Annotated in this window: 16 protein-coding genes; 4 read left to right on the forward strand and 12 right to left on the reverse strand. The window is 59.3% G+C overall.

Annotated features, from left to right (window positions below):
* Positions 1–6 precede the first annotated feature (6 nt).
* Together D8M23_RS08100 and D8M23_RS08105 are read left to right on the forward strand one after the other, a co-directional pair.
* A complete protein-coding gene (locus tag D8M23_RS08100; protein ID WP_126854365.1) occupies positions 7–1,089 on the forward strand; it encodes an acyl-CoA dehydrogenase family protein in 1,083 nt (360 codons plus the stop codon).
* 160 nt (positions 1,090–1,249) lie between these two features.
* Positions 1,250–2,584, forward strand: coding sequence for a uracil-xanthine permease family protein (locus tag D8M23_RS08105; protein WP_126854366.1), 1,335 nt, complete (start codon positions 1,250–1,252; stop codon positions 2,582–2,584).
* A gap of 115 nt (positions 2,585–2,699) precedes the next feature.
* On the opposite strand, the gene D8M23_RS08110 is transcribed toward D8M23_RS08105, so the two are convergent.
* From D8M23_RS08110 to D8M23_RS08140, 7 genes are all read right to left on the reverse strand, one after another.
* Positions 2,700–3,365 carry an RES family NAD+ phosphorylase gene (locus D8M23_RS08110; protein ID WP_126854367.1) on the reverse strand — a complete coding sequence of 222 codons (666 nt, stop codon included), beginning with the start codon at positions 3,363–3,365 and terminating at the stop codon, positions 2,700–2,702.
* The gene (locus tag D8M23_RS08115) at positions 3,365–3,907 is read right to left on the reverse strand and encodes a hypothetical protein (protein ID WP_006888496.1); all 543 of its coding nucleotides are present in this window, start codon (positions 3,905–3,907) and stop codon (positions 3,365–3,367) included. The genes D8M23_RS08110 and D8M23_RS08115 overlap by 1 nt, the downstream gene beginning before the upstream one ends.
* Positions 3,908–3,980: 73 nt before the next feature.
* Positions 3,981–5,183, reverse strand: coding sequence for a type II toxin-antitoxin system HipA family toxin (locus tag D8M23_RS08120; RefSeq protein ID WP_126854368.1), 1,203 nt, complete (start codon positions 5,181–5,183; stop codon positions 3,981–3,983).
* Positions 5,184–5,185: 2 nt separating this feature from the next.
* Positions 5,186–5,500, reverse strand: coding sequence for a helix-turn-helix domain-containing protein (locus D8M23_RS08125; RefSeq protein ID WP_126499420.1), 315 nt, complete (start codon positions 5,498–5,500; stop codon positions 5,186–5,188).
* Between the two features lie 214 nt (positions 5,501–5,714).
* Complete coding sequence (locus D8M23_RS08130; RefSeq protein WP_037236177.1) at positions 5,715–6,548, reverse strand: HAD family hydrolase; 834 nt, start codon at positions 6,546–6,548, stop codon at positions 5,715–5,717.
* A gap of 10 nt (positions 6,549–6,558) precedes the next feature.
* Entirely contained in the window at positions 6,559–7,107 is a 549-nt protein-coding gene (locus tag D8M23_RS08135; protein ID WP_006888648.1) for a YbhB/YbcL family Raf kinase inhibitor-like protein, read from the reverse strand.
* Positions 7,108–7,169: 62 nt separating this feature from the next.
* Complete coding sequence (locus tag D8M23_RS08140; protein WP_126854369.1) at positions 7,170–8,105, reverse strand: carbohydrate kinase family protein; 936 nt, start codon at positions 8,103–8,105, stop codon at positions 7,170–7,172.
* A 307-nt stretch (positions 8,106–8,412) separates the two neighbouring features.
* On the opposite strand from D8M23_RS08140, the gene D8M23_RS08145 reads away from it, so the two are divergent.
* A complete protein-coding gene (locus tag D8M23_RS08145) occupies positions 8,413–9,855 on the forward strand; it encodes a glyceraldehyde-3-phosphate dehydrogenase (protein WP_126854370.1) in 1,443 nt (480 codons plus the stop codon).
* A 105-nt stretch (positions 9,856–9,960) separates the two neighbouring features.
* Positions 9,961–10,239, forward strand: a complete 279-nt coding sequence (locus D8M23_RS08150) for a hypothetical protein (RefSeq protein WP_126854371.1) — start codon at positions 9,961–9,963, stop codon at positions 10,237–10,239.
* A 37-nt stretch (positions 10,240–10,276) separates the two neighbouring features.
* Here D8M23_RS08150 and D8M23_RS08155 read toward each other — a convergent pair whose 3' ends face one another.
* The 5 genes from D8M23_RS08155 to pelF form a co-directional block, all read right to left on the reverse strand.
* Complete coding sequence (locus D8M23_RS08155) at positions 10,277–10,675, reverse strand: hypothetical protein (protein WP_126854372.1); 399 nt, start codon at positions 10,673–10,675, stop codon at positions 10,277–10,279.
* A complete protein-coding gene (locus D8M23_RS08160) occupies positions 10,668–11,549 on the reverse strand; it encodes an arylamine N-acetyltransferase family protein (RefSeq protein ID WP_126854373.1) in 882 nt (293 codons plus the stop codon). Before D8M23_RS08160 ends, D8M23_RS08155 begins: the two co-directional genes overlap by 8 nt.
* A 125-nt stretch (positions 11,550–11,674) precedes the next feature.
* Positions 11,675–12,259 carry an NAD(P)H-dependent oxidoreductase gene (locus tag D8M23_RS08165; protein WP_037236161.1) on the reverse strand — a complete coding sequence of 195 codons (585 nt, stop codon included), beginning with the start codon at positions 12,257–12,259 and terminating at the stop codon, positions 11,675–11,677.
* Positions 12,260–12,451: 192 nt separating this feature from the next.
* A complete protein-coding gene (locus tag D8M23_RS08170) occupies positions 12,452–13,636 on the reverse strand; it encodes a putative glycoside hydrolase (RefSeq protein ID WP_126854471.1) in 1,185 nt (394 codons plus the stop codon).
* A complete protein-coding gene (gene pelF, locus D8M23_RS08175) occupies positions 13,636–15,306 on the reverse strand; it encodes a GT4 family glycosyltransferase PelF (protein WP_037236158.1) in 1,671 nt (556 codons plus the stop codon). Before pelF ends, D8M23_RS08170 begins: the two co-directional genes overlap by 1 nt.
* Between the last annotated feature and the right edge of the window lie 10 nt (positions 15,307–15,316).

Raw genomic sequence — 15,316 nt, forward strand, 5'->3', positions numbered from 1 at the left:
CCTGCTATGTCTAATGTGACGATTGAGCCTCTCCACAGCTATCCCGAACGTGAGCGTGTGCTTGCCCTTGCCGCCGAACACGCAGATGCCGTCGATGCCGGTGAGCGTTCCCCGTTTGAGAATCTGCGCGAGATCGCGAAGGATGGCCTGCTGACTTTGGGGCGCACCGGCTCCCTCGTACCGCAGGCTGCGGTGGCGTATGATCTTGCCTCGCAGGATGCCTCCACCGGGTTCTCGCTGTGGGCGCATCGTTCCACGATTGCGTTTTTTGATGCGGTGAACCGTGAGCTGCCCGAGGGTTTGGCTGAGGCCACAACGAGCGGCACCACCGCGATGGCCGCCGCCTATAAAGAGGCCGCGGGTATCGGCCCGATCAAGGTGCTGGGCACCCTGGTAGAAGGCGGTGTGAAACTTAACGGCACGGTGTCGTGGGCTTCTAACCTGTACCCGAATGGTGTGATTGTGCTGCCGGTGGCGGTGCAGAATGCGCAGGAGGGGCATCCGGACCGGTATATTGTGACGGTTCGCCAGGATACTCCGGGGCTGAAGGTTGCGTATCACCGTAACCTGCTGGCGCTCAACGGAACCGAGTCTGGCACGATCATTTTTGAGGATGTTTTCGTGCCGACCGAGGATATCCTGACCAAGGACTTTGCAGGGTTCTTAGCGAAAATAACCGCGCCGTTCTTGCTGGTGCAGTCCGCGTTCTGCCTGGGTCTTGCCGCCGGGGCATTACAGAGTGCGGCAGAGCATCTTCAGGTGTCGGGCGGCATCTTTAAACAGGAATTTGAGGGGCTTCTCGGTACGTACCGTACCCTGCGGGACACTCTGCTGCGTCTAGCAGCTGAACCTGAGAACGCCCAAAAACGTGACTTGCTGCAGCTGCGTTTGGATGTTTCGCACCTGGCGACGGCGGCAACCCATTGTGAGCTGCAAACCGTGGGCGGGGCCGGGTACGTGGCAGGCTCACCCACAGCACGCCGAGTGCGTGAGGTCACGTTCCTGCCGGTGCAGTCGCCAACCGAGGGGCACCTGCGGTACGAGCTGGCGAAGCATGACCACCCGGAGGGTTTGCAGGCGGCACTGTAGTGGCTTCCCCTCCCCGCTAATAAAGGCTCTTTATGCGAATAAAGCAGATTTTCTAACGCTTTATTCACATAAAGAGCCTTTTTACAACGCGCACACCAGGCTCAACGGGTGTAGAATTACTGGGAATTTTATCCTCACCTTCACCTGGAGATCGCATCCCATGAGCACACAGAAATCCGGTTTCGGCTGGCGTCTGCACGGCGACGGCAGAAGCATTAAACCCGGCTCGGTCGTGGCGCCGAGCGAACGCCTCGCTTGGCCTATTACTATTGGCATCGGCGCCCAGCATGTGGTGGCGATGTTCGGCGCAACCTTCCTCGTGCCGTTGCTGACCGGGTTCCCGCCCGCAACCACGCTGTTCTTCTCGGGTCTGGGCACCGTTTTGTTCCTGCTGATCACGCGCGGGCGTGTGCCTTCTTATCTGGGCTCTTCCTTTGCGTTTATCGCACCTCTGGCGGCGGCGACGAACCAGCACGGTCCGGCGGGTGCGCTCGGCGGTATCGTCATGGCGGGTCTGTCGCTCTTTTTGGTGGGCGTTATTGTGCAGTTTGCGGGTACCGGCTGGCTGACGAAGCTCATGCCGCCCGTGGTGACCGGCGCGATCGTGGCGCTTATCGGCTTCAACCTGGCACCGAGTGCGAAAGCAAACTTCATGAAGGCGCCCATCACCGCGCTCGTAACCCTCATCTCGATTATCCTGATTTCGGTGCTGTTCAAGGGTATTATTGGTCGCCTCTCGATTCTGTTGGGCGTGATCATCGGGTATGTGACTGCGGTTGTGCGCGGCGAGGTAGACTTCTCGACCATCGAGCAGACCGTGCAGCAGCAGGGCATTATCGGCCTGCCGCATTTTCAGAGCCCCGAGTTCCACTGGGAGCTTGCCGGGCTGTTTATCCCCGTGATTCTGGTGCTGGTTGCCGAGAACATTGGGCACGTGAAGTCGGTGGCGCTCATGACGGGCGAGAACCTGGATAACTACTCGGGTCGCGCTCTCATGGCGGACGGTTTGGCGACCACCGTCGCCGGTTTTGGCGGCGGTTCCGGTACAACCACCTACGCCGAGAACATCGGTGTCATGGCGGCAACCAAGGTGTATTCGACGGCGGCATACTGGGTGGCCGCGATTTTCGCGATCGCTCTCTCGCTTTTCCCGGCTTTCGGCGCGGCGATTGCGACCGTTCCGGCGGGTGTTCTTGGAGGTGCCGCAACCGTGCTGTACGGCATGATCGGGATGCTCGGCGTGCGCATTTGGAGCGAAAACCGCGTGGATTTCTCAAACCAGATTAACCTGACGACCGCCGCTGTTGCGCTGATTGTGGGCATTGCGGATTACACCTGGGAATTCTCGGGCTTGTCGTTCGCGGGTATTGCACTCGGTACGGCAGCGACCTTGATTGTGTTCCACCTGATGACGTTCATCGCCAAACGTACCAAGGCGGCAGGCGATCCGCTCGACCCCTTCACCGACAAGGACCACGACGAGCTGGGGCACTAGACCGGCAAAAGTTTTCCTTCCAAGGACGCCAAAATGCCTTGGCGCACATAACACGCTATGTGCGCCAAGGCATTTTTAGATGTCATATGAGTATGAAGATACAGCCCGTACTCAATTACTCGAATTCGAACTCTTCCTCTTCAACACTCACGATCTCAGGGAAGAAGGGTATAGCGCGCGCTACGCTGAGTGCTGTCTCTTCGCCGCCAATGCTGCCAAACTCCCGGTTTTCGCCGCTGGTTCCAAAAAGGTATAGAGCACTTCCACTGCTGAACCTAGAACGTGCAATAATCCCCTCTAACCCTGCTTCCCGAACCGCTTCTGCCCACTGTTGAGTAACAGAATAGCCCTCAGCGTGGGACAACGCAGAAGAAATATCCCCGGGCGCAAAGCCACCAAATGCTTGACGAAAATCAGCAACCTTAAATACGCGTGGGAGCTGAACACGAGCCACATAAACGCCGTCGAACTCATCCATCGGTACCATATCTCGGTTAATGAGTTCAGCCCCTAGCTTCTCTCGAATAGCGACTTCCTCAGTGCCAGCCAGATTAAGCGTTCCTCCGGGGAAAGATATATCGTACCTTCCGGAGCCGGAGGAAAAATAGCGGCAGTCTCTTTGACCTCTAGGTACATCTCGTAGATATGCACGATACCAGGTACCTGTTTCATGACAACCTGATCCATACCCTACTGAAACTGTAGGTATTTTAGTAGGGTCAAGCGGACGGCGAGGCGGACGCAAAGTAGAATCATGCCGTTCAGCAGGCGTCCTAGTCATCAGTAGTTTGCCCTCCGGTTAGCAGCGTCCTCATGAGCATGAGCCACAACGAGCTTGAAGTTCTCTTCGGAGTCCTTCATGTACTCAACTGCGGGGCGATTATCGTAGAATTTCGACGGACGAGCAAGCCAAAAAGCTACACCCCACTCGGTAAGGCCGCTATCTAACAATATTTTAATAACCTGCCGAACCTGCGGATCCACTGCCCCGTCTTTGAACTGAAAAACCGGATATCCGTTACGCCCCGCCTTGTTTTTGAGGCGCAGAATATTGTTCTTGCGCACCCTATCGTTGAGGGCCTGCAGACTGATGCCGCCAAGGTATTCGCGGGTGCTACGGCTGTCTTTCACCTTGCCAATATATTTCCCAGACCCCCGCGCGCCCTTGCGCACCTCAACCGTATGCGAGAGCGCGTTCGAGAGCTCCTGCATAGACTCGGCAGTGGGAGTGATTTCACCCCGATCGATCTGTTCACGGATGCGCCGCTCAGTATCGTGCAGAACACCTGTGATGAACTCTTCGGTCGCTAAACTCTTAGGCACGATGCACTCCTTCCCTTGTACACATCACCCTATCAGCTTTATATAGCTTTATAAAGATGCGAACCAAAAACATTCAGCTGCTTAGCTCCCGCACCGTTTGTGTTGCACGCTCAAAACGCGGGCGCATCACAGAGGCGCTGGGCGCATCCACCCCATAGCCGCGAGCGCGTTCCGAGGCACGTTCCAGCAGAGGGGCTGCGGTTCGCAGCCAGCCGTGCGCATCCTGCTCAGATACTCCAAAAAGAGAAAGCGAATCTTTAGAGACAAGCGCAGAAGATTCATACGAGGGGTCGCCGAAGAGAGCCAGCTGATGGGCATCACCGTCAGGGGTTGGATTCATATCGAAACACGGGGCTATTTCCCATTCACGCCCAAACCGCAAAAACCCGTGGTTACGCAAATGGTCGTCGGTATTCCCCACAAGCACCCCAAGCATAGCGCGCTTCCACAGCTGCTCGGTATCTGCGCCTTCTTCTCGGGCATATTCCACCACATCGACCCAGTCCCCGCCATCGCCGTCGGACGCTTCCAGTGCCGTCATCGCAGAAATATAGGGGATGCGTTGCCGACTGTCCTGCAGGCGGTCAAAACGACGCGCCACATAGATATGCCGATCTTCACTATTAATATCGGTAATTTTCAGCAGGCGCGCTTGCGGCACGATAATACCCAGATCAGCGCCCAGGCGGTTGAGAGTGTACTCCCACCCCATGAGATCCCACTCATCACCCACAGGCTTAGGAAACTTTGCGAGCCACAACTCGCCGTTGATCAGCACATTTGCCTTTGGGCGGGCGCCGCCGAGCGAGCCGGTAGCACGGAAAAGGCGCCGCGCCTGAATATCATCTACGGCAGACGGATCAAGCTCTATAGCATCCGCTGTCGTCAGTAGTTCGGGCAAATCCAGCTCATGGGGTATACCCGTACCATCGGAGCTTAACGGGGTATCGTTTATCCAATATCGTAAAGATCCCTGCCGCCCGGCATCATCTACCCCCAGAAGATAGTCGAACTCACTGAGCGAGGTGCGTTTTCGTGCACGCTGTAAGAGTTTACGTCCCCACCTGTCAGGGGCAGAATCGCTCAAACCGCCCAACCCATCAAGGGGCTGTGCGCCAGCAACAAGAGGGAGCGATGGGGCAAGAGCGTAGGCGGCAGGGTTCGCTAGATATGCTGCATCGTAGTGAAATACTCCGGTTCCACGGTTGATGAAAAGGCGACCAGCGGTTACCTCACGGTCGCCTGTCATTGTAGTAACCTGCACTGTTTCACTCATAGTTACCAGCCCATTTCGCTTTTGGGGATGCGCACCGACTTGGGGAGTTTTTCGCTGGCACGCAGGCGACCGACGTCCGTGAGGTACGGGTCGGTGGCGGTGACGACCGCATCCAGCATGCCGAGCACCCGCAGCACACGAAAAAGTACGTCAGTACGCACCGATTCGCCCTGCTCAATACGCCGCAGGGTCACGGTCGTAATGTCTGCACGTTCCGCAACCATCTGCGCGGTCAAACCCATCAGTTTGCGTTGGATGCGCAGCTGCTCGCCGATCGTCCGCGAGGCTCGGCGCACCTTGGTGGGAATATACGCCATAATCTCCATACCCTCATATAGAAAGAACTATTTCTAGTATAAGCGATAATAGAAAGAATTATTTCTATATAGACGAAAGTTTTATGCCCAGTACGCACTCTCGGGGATTCCCTCATCCAAAAAATAGGCCTCTCATCTAAAAATTTTTAGATGAGAGGCGTATTTTTTAGATGAGGATTTGGATGAGACCGCACGGCGCGCAGCCGCGCGAAGGCTACACCGTTCGGGGCTCTGCCTCTTCGTGTTCCTGAAGCATTGCCTCGATCACCTGCGCCACGCCGTCTTCCCCGAAGGGCGGGCAGGTGCGCCCCACCTTCTCAATCAGTGCGGGCTGCCCGGATGCCATCGCATACCCGCGACCCGCCCAGCACAGCATCTCGGCATCGTTCGGCATATCGCCGAAGGCCATCACCTCGTGCGCCTCAATACCGTGTCGTGCAGCAAACTGGGCGAGAGTGTACCCCTTATTCACGGTCTTCGAGCCCATCTCAATCAGCGGCTCACCCACAACCCCGCGCGTGACCGACACCAGCTCGCCCACGGTCTGCGCCACGCGCGCCTGCAGAATATCTGGGTCCATGCCGGGCACGTGCACCAAATATTTAATCACCTGCTCCCCCGCAAACCCGTCTAGCGCGCCCAGCAGATGCTGCTCCACCACGCGCGCACCCTCAAGCACTTCCCCACCCTCATACGGGCCCTGAATGTAGACGGTATCGACGGTTTCAAGGGTATATGTGGCGTTGGGAAAAACCGGCTGCAGCAGCTCGTGGGCGCTGCGGATAGCGTGCGCCGGGGCCCCGTTCACAGCTTCCACCTCGTCAGCCCCCAGGTGATAGATGACCGCCCCATTCGAGCAGATGGCGTAGGAATCGAAATCGGTTTGTTCCCTAATGGGTGTGAGCCAGCGGCTGGGGCGCCCGGTCACGAACACGATCTGGATGCCCGCCGCCCGCGCAGCCTGAAGGGCGTGCAGGGTGCGGGGGCGGAACCGGAAATCCTTCCCAATGAGTGTGCCGTCAAGGTCGCTGGCGATTAGTCTAATCATGCGGTAACGGCTAGTTTTCTTCGTAGGTGACAGTCAAAAAGGCGCGCGCAATGCCGTGGAAGAAGAGTTTAAAGTTCACAACGGCAGGTGAGGTGTTCTCGTCTACCTCAAGTTCGGGTACGTCCACGGCGGTCACGCAGAAAATGTACCGGTGCGGCCCGTGCCCCGCCGGAGGTGCCGCACCCAAAAACCCGGGAACACCGGCGTCATTGCGGTGGGTGAGCGCACCGTGCGGTGCGGCTGCGCCCGCCTCAAGAGAGGTAACAGCAGCCGGGATGTTTGATACGGTCCAGTGCCAGAACCCGCTGGGGGTGGGGGCGTCCGGGTCGTAGCAGGTGATAACGAACGACTGAGTGTCTGCGGGGAAGCCGCTCCACGACAGCTGCGGGGAAAGGTCCTGCCCGCCGGGCACGCCGAACAGCGCCGACAGCATTGTTGTCGGTGCCGTGCCGCCATCAGTAATGTCGGTGGAGGTGAGCGTAAATTCGGGCAGTTTCGTCAAACCCTCGTAGGGGTCGCGGGGCAGGGGTGCGTGACTGGTGGGGGTGTAATCGGGCATAGCTACTCTCCTTATATTCTGTATGCGGAATGAAGGTTTTTAGCCCGCTATAACGCGGATCTTTAGCCGTTGAGTACGGCAAGCAGTTCGTGGCGGTTTGGCGGGTTCGCCCCGGATCGGGAAACTGTAATACCGGCTGCGGTCGCCGAAAAACGCAGCAGCTCAGAAATCTCTTCACGCTCAAGCGCCGCCACCTTCGCACGCGCACCTGAGCCAGCGATACCGCGATCGAGCAGGCCGCAGATGAGCGCCGCCATGAGAGAATCGCCCGCGCCCACAGTATCGGCTACCTGCACACGGTACGCAGGCTCCTCAATACCCTCAGGGTAGGCGCGGGTGTAGGCGATTGGCCCTCTCTCGCCGCGGGTCAGCACCACCAGCTCAGCCCCAAGCGCCACCCAGGCGCGTGCCGTCTCCGCAAGGGAACGGTCGGGGTACAGCCACGTGAGGTCTTCATCGCTGGCCTTCACCACAGAGGCGAGCCCCACAAACCGTTCAGCCCACTCCTGTGCGGCAGCGCGGTCGCTGACAATACTGGGGCGGCAGTTCGGGTCGTAGCTAATGAGCGCGCTCTCACGGGCGGCGGTGAGCGCGTTAGCGACCACATGCGCACCGGGTTCGAGCATCGCCGCAATGGATCCGGTGTGCAGCGCCTGGGAGGTGCGGGCAAGTTCCACCAGTTCGTCGGCGAGCGCATCCAACGACCAGTCAATATTGAACTCGTATTCTGCGGCACCGTCCTGCCCAATGTGGGCTTGTGCGGTGGAGGTGCGCGCAGCGGTGGGAGCAAATGGCACGTTCACACCGGAGGCCTCCAGGTGCTCGCTGATGGCACGGCCATAGTCGTCGGCGCCGTAGTGCCCCACGAACTGGGTGGGGTGGCCTAGGCGACTCACCCCGACCGCCACGTTCATGGGGGATCCGCCGGGGTAGGCGTGGGTTTGTTCGCCTTGTTTGTGGACGACATCTACGAGGGCTTCACCGATCACTGTTAGCATGTTTTCAATTCTACCTGCGGGCGGGCCTGCGTCGTGGTGTGCACACCACCTTCTTACCTGTCTTTTTGTGGGTTTTTGCCGTGGCTTCTTCCTCCTTTGCGAGGGGTTGTTTGGGTTGTTGCGCTCGTATCACAAATGGGCGTGTGACGTGCGCGTATTCCCGGGCGGTTCTGAGCGCACAAACCAGAATTACCCGTTAGACTTGAGGTGAAGCGGTCAGCACAGACCGGCACGAACCGCCCCTGGCATCCCGGGGTGCGGCGAGTATATTACTGACGACGATGTCCACCTAGGAAGAAGGTCAAGAGTGACGACTCCCGAAAACACTCACGCACAGTGGATTGCCCGCGAGACCGAGGCTGAGGAGCTAATCCCACTCATCGGTAAGCTTAACCGTGAGAACGGCGTGGTGCTGAATATTCACGGCCGCAGCCTGGTCAATAAATCCGTAATTCAGATGCTGCGTTTGCATGATGGTGCCGCGAAGATCGACGGCGCGCCCCTGAATCCCGCGCACACCCTTGAGCTGGTCCGGGCCCTGGCCGACCTTGACCTTGGCCCCTGCTCGATCAACATTGCGGCTCTGCATCGCCAGCATGTTGATGCGGGTTCTCCCGACTTCTCCATGTGGCTGCCCGAGCAGGTTGGCGCATCGGTTGGTAAGAAGGGCGAGACCGTTAAGCAGCAGGATGTGGTGCTCTACGGTTTCGGGCGCATTGGCCGTCTACTGGCGCGTATTCTGCTGGAGCGTTCCTCATCGCTGGGGGCAAACCTGCGTCTGCGTGCGGTGGTGGTACGCAAGAATACCGAGAACGACCTTGAGAAGCGTGCTTCCTTGCTGGCACGCGATTCGGTGCACGGCCCGTTCAAGGGCACGATTAAGGTAGATGCCGAGAACGACACCATTATTGCTAACGGTCTTCCGGTTCGTTTCATCTACTCCTCGGATCCGACCACTGTGGATTACACCGAGTACGGTATTGAGGATGCGCTTCTGGTCGATAACACCGGCCGCTGGCGCGATGTTCCGGGCCTGACCCAGCACCTTGAGCGCCCCGGCATTTCGCGCGTTCTGCTGACTGCCCCCGGTAAGGGCGATATGAAGAATATTGTTTTCGGCGTAAACGATAACGTCATTACCGACGACGATAAGATTCTTTCGGCGGCATCCTGCACGACCAACGCGATTACCCCCGCACTGAAGGTTCTTGATGATGTGTACGGTGTGGAACGCGGCCACGTGGAGACCGTGCACGCTTTCACGAATGATCAGAACCTGATCGATAACTTCCACAAGGGTGATCGCCGCGGCCGTTCGGCGGTGTTGAACATGGTGATTACCGAAACCGGCGCGGCGCGTGCTGTTTCTAAGGCGCTCCCCCAGTTGGAGGGCAAGCTGACCGGTAACGCTATTCGCGTTCCCACCCCGGATGTTTCGATGGCTATTCTGAACGTGAAGCTGGCTAAGCCCGCCGGGTCTAAGGATGAACTGAACGAGGTCTTCCGCCAGGTTGCCCTCAAAGGTGAGCTTCGCCGCCAGATCGGTTACTCCGATTCGCATGAGGCTGTCTCCACCGACTTTGTGGGTTCCCGCAACGCGGGTGTGGTGGATGCACTTGCCACCGTCGTCACCGATGACTCAGCCATCCTGTACGTCTGGTACGACAACGAGTTCGGGTACTCCTGCCAGGTGGTGCGCGTGCTGGAACGCCTGGTGGGTGAAGAGGCACCCTCATACCCCGCACAGTAGGTTGCGGCCTGCGCACTCGGCGGCACACCGGCGAGTAACGGCATAAGTGCTGCGGCGTCAAAAGACGGCTTAGGCTGCTCTTTTGACGCCGCAGCGTTCTCTCTGGTGGCCGTCACAGAAGGCAACGGCGGGGCGCGCATCAGGCTGTCGGGGCTGCTGGGCAATAGTGCACTGGGGATTTGCGCGGTGACGGTGCGTACCCACGGCGGTCGCGTCAATATTATTCTGCGCCAGAGGCTTTCAAACGGCGTGTATTCGGGCAGTTTTGACCGTGAGTTCAGTGCGCCTGCTGGTGTTCATGAGGTCACCTTCGGGAGCGGGAACGCAGTTATCTGGCGGCGGGAGCAGGGAAGATCTGGGTACGCCGCTGTTTCCTGTCAGTAGGCTGGCACGCACGTTGCACCAGCAGACACTCACGCCTTCACCTGCGGAAAATATGGTGCAGGCCCTCATCGGATGATGCCTCCTCATCCTCGTAAACCTGCACGGGTTCTGCCTCACCGCATAGCAGGTACCCGTTAAAGTTATCGTTCGGCACGTAGCACACAACCCCTGCGGCCCGTGATGCAGCGACCACTTTCTCCTGGATCTCTTCTGGGCTTGCCTCCACCCGGTAAAGGCTCACCAGCAGCGCCGCGTCTCCCGTTACATGCCAGTACAGGCACAGGCAGCGCAGGGTGTTGAGCTCCACCGGCGGGATGTCCTGCAGCTCGCTGGAGGTGACCACCAGCACGTTCTCCGCCGGGCAGCCCAGGGTGACGGCAATAAAAGCCGCTAATTCCTGCGGACTCAACCGGTTTTTCACGAAAAAATCAAACATGCGGCTCTTGTACCTGCCCTTCTCCCCTAACGCTCTCTGTACCGGCGTCGCCATCGCTGTGGGTGTCTAAAAACTGCTGGAAGCGCCGGGACAGCCCGTCCGTTTGCGGCAGACTCACAGTAAAACATGAGCGCAGAACATCCAGCAGCGAAGCGGCATCGGTGATGGTGCGCACCCTGCGGGAACCGTCCGGGCGGTGCAGAGTGTAGCGGGTATTCAGCAGCGTGTGGCGGCTGCCGTCCGGGACGGCGCGGGCCGCCATGAGGCGGGTGCGGAACGGCGAGTGCGGGTGAGTGGACACGAACCAGTTACCCACCTGAAGGTCAATGCGGCGCTGCGGCTGGCGGTCAAAGGTGTACAGCAGCTGCTGCGTGGCACCGGTGACAGCGCATAAAACCAGGCCGTCCCGGTTCGGTTTTAGGCGGTACTGCCCGTGCGGGGTTAGCTGCGTCTTTTCGCTCTCAAGCAGCAGCGGGGCGGTTGGGGCCAGCCCGCCGAACCCCGCATCCACCAGCCACGGCTGCCCTTGAAGCGTCACCTGAAGCAGCATGTGGGTGCGCGCCCCAGCCTCCTCCAGCTGGTTATTGTGGATGACGCTGCCGGTGAGCGGGCGGGCCTCAAACCCGAGCAGGGTGAGTGCATCAAGCAGCAGCAGGTTCAGTTCGTAGCAGTAGCCGCCGCGCCGCTGTACAACGAGTTTACGGAAGATGCTGCCGCTATCAATCGGTACGGGCTCGCCCAGGACGGTGCTCAGGGTCTGAAACGGCAATGCCGCCATGTGCCGGGTGAGCAGGGTTTTCAGTGCGGTAAGGTCGCACCGGGTGGGCTTAAACCCTATCAGGTGAAGGTACTCACCGAACTGTGCGGCGTCCATGGCATGTCCTCTACACGGTCAAAACTGTGGCCGTTCCATTATCTCAGGGGTTGACCCGCTGAATACGCAGAATCCCGCCGGGCTACAGGAATACTGGCGGCGCCCGCAGTCTCTCGGCCGCACCGCTAAGCCGGGCCGAACACCTTCTCCAGGTGGGCTATATAGTTCACAATATACTGTTCAACCTGCGGGTTTTTTATGACGTCATTACAGATGAAGGTGGGCAGCTGCGAGGTGCCGATGAACTCGTTAGCCTTATGGAACGGCAGGTATACGGCATCCACGCCCGCACCGCCGAAAAAATCACCGGCACGGGTGAACGCCTCAAGGGGTGCGTTCCAGGTGAGTGAGAGCATATGCTGACGGCCTGTGAGCAGGCCGCCGGTGCCGTACCCCTCGGTGGGGCTGGCGCTGCTGCGGCCATCATTGGCGAACAGCATACCCGCGCCAGCGGTGAACACCTCGTCCATGTATTTTTTGACGGTCCACGGCGGGCCCATCCACCAGCCGGGCATCTGCCAGATCACCGCGTCCATCCACAGGAACTTATCTACCTCCTGCGGCAGGTCGTACCCCTCATCAATGACGGTTTCACGCGTGTGGTGCCCTTGAGCCTGTAGGGCACTGCGGGCGGTCTGATGCAGGGTGTGGTTCAGGCGGCCCGCCGAGTGGCCGAATGCTTTGCCGCCGTCCAAAAGTAGGATATTCACGTGTTCGCTCCTTTGATTGCTCAAACCGGTACTCACTGAACAGCCTACCGATGCGCACCGCAAAAAACGACCCGTTTCTTAACCTGCCTACCCGCAGCACCCCGCCTGGGGCCTCAATGACCGGGCGTGCCCGGCGGCCCAGCACCCCGCTGAGTGCAGCATAATTCCGTCGGGCAGCGCCCACGCATGACCCTACTTGCGGTAGAGAACCCCCTGGTGCGCCTGAAGCGTCAGCGTGCTGGGCGGGGTATTGCCAGCGGCGTCTTTGAGCCCACCGGGCACACGCACCATGCGGGAGGTGGTGCCCAGGTTAATGGCCGCCCAGCCGTGTGTAAACGCCCGCGCATGCACCGCCCCGTCGCTTTTCACCGCCTCGGCGGGGGTGCCCAGATCGTACGACATTTCTGGGGAGAACGGGGTTCCGTTGTAACTATCGTGTTCGGTGACTGCAATGCCCGTGAACCGCCCGCCGCCGAAAATCCAGAACCCCGCCAGCCCGTACAGCAGGTTCTCGTCCGTGCCCGTCACCGGTGCTTTCGGGCCGCCGGAGGGGGTGCGCAGGATCGTCACTTTCGGCTCTGTCCGATCGGCGCGCTGAAGCCCCTCGTCGTAGGCTAGGCGCACCTGCCCCTGGGCGCCGCGGCCAATGTGGCGGCTTTGCAGCATGGCGTAGGTGGAGTCCAGAAATTCTTGGGCACCCCAGCCCAGCCAGACTTCCTCAAAACCGCCGCCGTAGGCGCTGTGCGCCTCCCATTTACCCCACCGCAGGCGCGCCTCGGCAATATTTGGCACCAGAATCTTACCGGCCTTGTTCAGCTCGGCGCCCGCGTACTCGATCAGGTGGTCTAGGCCCGCGCGTACAGTCACCATGGAGTCGACGTTGCGGATAGGCAGGTTCAGCCCGTAGTAGTCGCTCTCAATATCGTTATCGCCCATCACCCCGTCAAATGGCGAGTCACGCAGTTCTTTGACGACCGAATCCATCCAGTACCAGCGGTAGTCGGAGTCCCATACCGCCATCTGGTAGTGCTGGGGGTAGCCGCGCCACTCAATGAGTGAGCCGTCCGTACGGCGGGCGTACAGGTCTTTGCCGTTTTGCAGCGCCTGCTGCGCCGTATCCCAGGAGACCCCGGAGGAGTAGATGGGCCCCGGCTCGTAGGAGCGGGTGGAGGAGAGGCATTTATAGGCCAGCACCACCATATCCGGAGCATTCTTTTTCAGGTACAGTGCCGCGTCCTGCTCCCAGGGCTGCAGAATAGCAACCGAATAGTTCTGCACAGCAAACTCTAGCTGTTTCCGGGTGATAGGGTCCCCACCGTAGCGTATCCACGCACCAAAACGGCCGGGCACACCAGCCCGCAGAGCTGTATTATTAATCATTCTTCAGTATATTTTGACGGTCGTGCGGGCAGCCCACCAAGCTTACGGTAGATGCGGTTGTAATGCTCCATCACCAGGCTCAACTGGAAAAACTTCTCCACGCGCGCATACGCGTTACGGCTATACTGCTCATACAGCCCAGGGGTTTCCATAATGATGCGCAAGGCGCGGGCAAAACCGGTCACATCCCCCGGAACAGTTAAGATGCCACAGTTACCAATTTCTTTCCCGTCGGAGGCGTCCAAAATATCGTCGATCAGCTGCGACATGCCGCCCACATCGGTACTAACCAGCGGTATGGACGCAGCCATCGCTTCCAGTGCCACGACGGGTTGCCCCTCATTATAGCTAGGCATTAGCAGCAGGTCGTAGTTCGCCAGCATCTGGCGCACCTTCACCGTCCCGTGGAATGTGATGAACTGGCCCATCCCCAAGTCTTCAATCAGGTTCAGGCACTGCTGGTAGTAGTCGATGCGGTGGTCGGTGGGGCCCAGCACGTCCAGGTGAAAGTTCATGATGCCAGCATCACGCATCTGCGCCAGGGTGCGAATCAGATCCGCCAAGCCCTTAATCGGCACCACGCGCGCAATGAACACGAACCGCCATACGTGGTTGCGGGCGTCCTCAAAGATTTTCATGCGCGCAGCCATGCGGGCTTCAAGGGCCGCGTGCACGCTCTCAATCAGCATACCGTTGGGCAGAATAATCGCGTGATCTTCACGATCACCGGGGTTCAGCTGGTCGATGGGCGCACCCAAACCGCGCGCCTCTTCCAGGGCCTTGGGGTACAGGTAGGTGATCATGTCGGCGCTCGGGTAGCAGAACCTGCCCATCTCAACGAACCAGGTGACCCAGACTCGCTCGTCAAAGGTGACCGGGCGTTCCATGAACAGCTTATAGTCGGCCGTGACCGGCTTATCCATTGGGCGTTCAAGCTTCGTATTCGCCGTGTCGCGCACATACAGGTTGTGTTCGGTCAGCAGGAACTTCGACCCGTAGTCGCGCGCAGCGGCGGCCGCAATGAGCGAAGCGTACCCGGTGGTGTGCGCGTGGTACACGCGGGCGTACGGCATGTTCTGGCGCAGCAGGGCGTACAGCAAAGACGTGAAATCGCGGACCTTCCAGAACAGTTCGGTCAGCGGAATCTCGGAGAGGAACCCCCAGGTGCCCATCGCCTCCATGAACTCGCGGCTGCCCACCACCGAGAACAGCGGGAAGGAGCGGGTGCGCGGGTTAATCCCCTCATCGTACAGGTCCCACAGCGGGTTCATGTCCCCCTTCACCAGCGCGGAGAACGCCTCAAGAATGCGCCGCACCAGCTTTTTCCGCTGCCGCGCGTTCATGCGCAGGTGTGTGGGGTCGCAGTCGTGGGCGAACTCTTCCTTAAACTCCTCCATGCTCAGGTAGATCACACGCACCCATTTAACGTTCTCCGGCACGCCGTAGAGGTCTTCTTGGGGGGAGTTTGAGTCCCAGGCGATGTGAATAATCCCGAACGTCAGATCCGGGTTCTCCGAGACAATGTCGTGCACCACCGACGACACTCCACCCTTAAGGTACGGGTAGGTGGACTCCATGACGATAGCGACATCGACATCCGGGTAGTCGGGGTCTGGGGTGCGCGGCGCCGGTGCTGGGCGGCGCAGAGGTTCATAGACGTTTCGCATGTGGTGTTCC

The sequence above is a fragment of the Rothia sp. HSID18067 genome (assembly GCF_003989445.1).
Taxonomy (GTDB): Bacteria; Actinomycetota; Actinomycetes; order Actinomycetales; family Micrococcaceae; genus Rothia; species Rothia aeria.

What these genes read in the sequence shown, in the direction of transcription:
- D8M23_RS08105 (WP_126854366.1), top strand. Translation starts at nt 1,250, where the DNA reads ATGAGCACACAGAAATCCGGTTTCGGCTGGCGTCTGCACGGCGACGGC.
- D8M23_RS08140 (WP_126854369.1), bottom strand. Translation starts at nt 8,105, where the DNA reads ATGCTAACAGTGATCGGTGAAGCCCTCGTAGATGTCGTCCACAAACAA.
- pelF (WP_037236158.1), bottom strand. Translation starts at nt 15,306, where the DNA reads ATGCGAAACGTCTATGAACCTCTGCGCCGCCCAGCACCGGCGCCGCGC.
- D8M23_RS08125 (WP_126499420.1), bottom strand. Translation starts at nt 5,500, where the DNA reads ATGGCGTATATTCCCACCAAGGTGCGCCGAGCCTCGCGGACGATCGGC.
- D8M23_RS08155 (WP_126854372.1), bottom strand. Translation starts at nt 10,675, where the DNA reads ATGTTTGATTTTTTCGTGAAAAACCGGTTGAGTCCGCAGGAATTAGCG.
- D8M23_RS08130 (WP_037236177.1), bottom strand. Translation starts at nt 6,548, where the DNA reads ATGATTAGACTAATCGCCAGCGACCTTGACGGCACACTCATTGGGAAG.
- D8M23_RS08100 (WP_126854365.1), top strand. Translation starts at nt 7, where the DNA reads ATGTCTAATGTGACGATTGAGCCTCTCCACAGCTATCCCGAACGTGAG.
- D8M23_RS08120 (WP_126854368.1), bottom strand. Translation starts at nt 5,183, where the DNA reads ATGAGTGAAACAGTGCAGGTTACTACAATGACAGGCGACCGTGAGGTA.
- D8M23_RS08160 (WP_126854373.1), bottom strand. Translation starts at nt 11,549, where the DNA reads ATGGACGCCGCACAGTTCGGTGAGTACCTTCACCTGATAGGGTTTAAG.
- D8M23_RS08110 (WP_126854367.1), bottom strand. Translation starts at nt 3,365, where the DNA reads ATGACTAGGACGCCTGCTGAACGGCATGATTCTACTTTGCGTCCGCCT.
- D8M23_RS08135 (WP_006888648.1), bottom strand. Translation starts at nt 7,107, where the DNA reads ATGCCCGATTACACCCCCACCAGTCACGCACCCCTGCCCCGCGACCCC.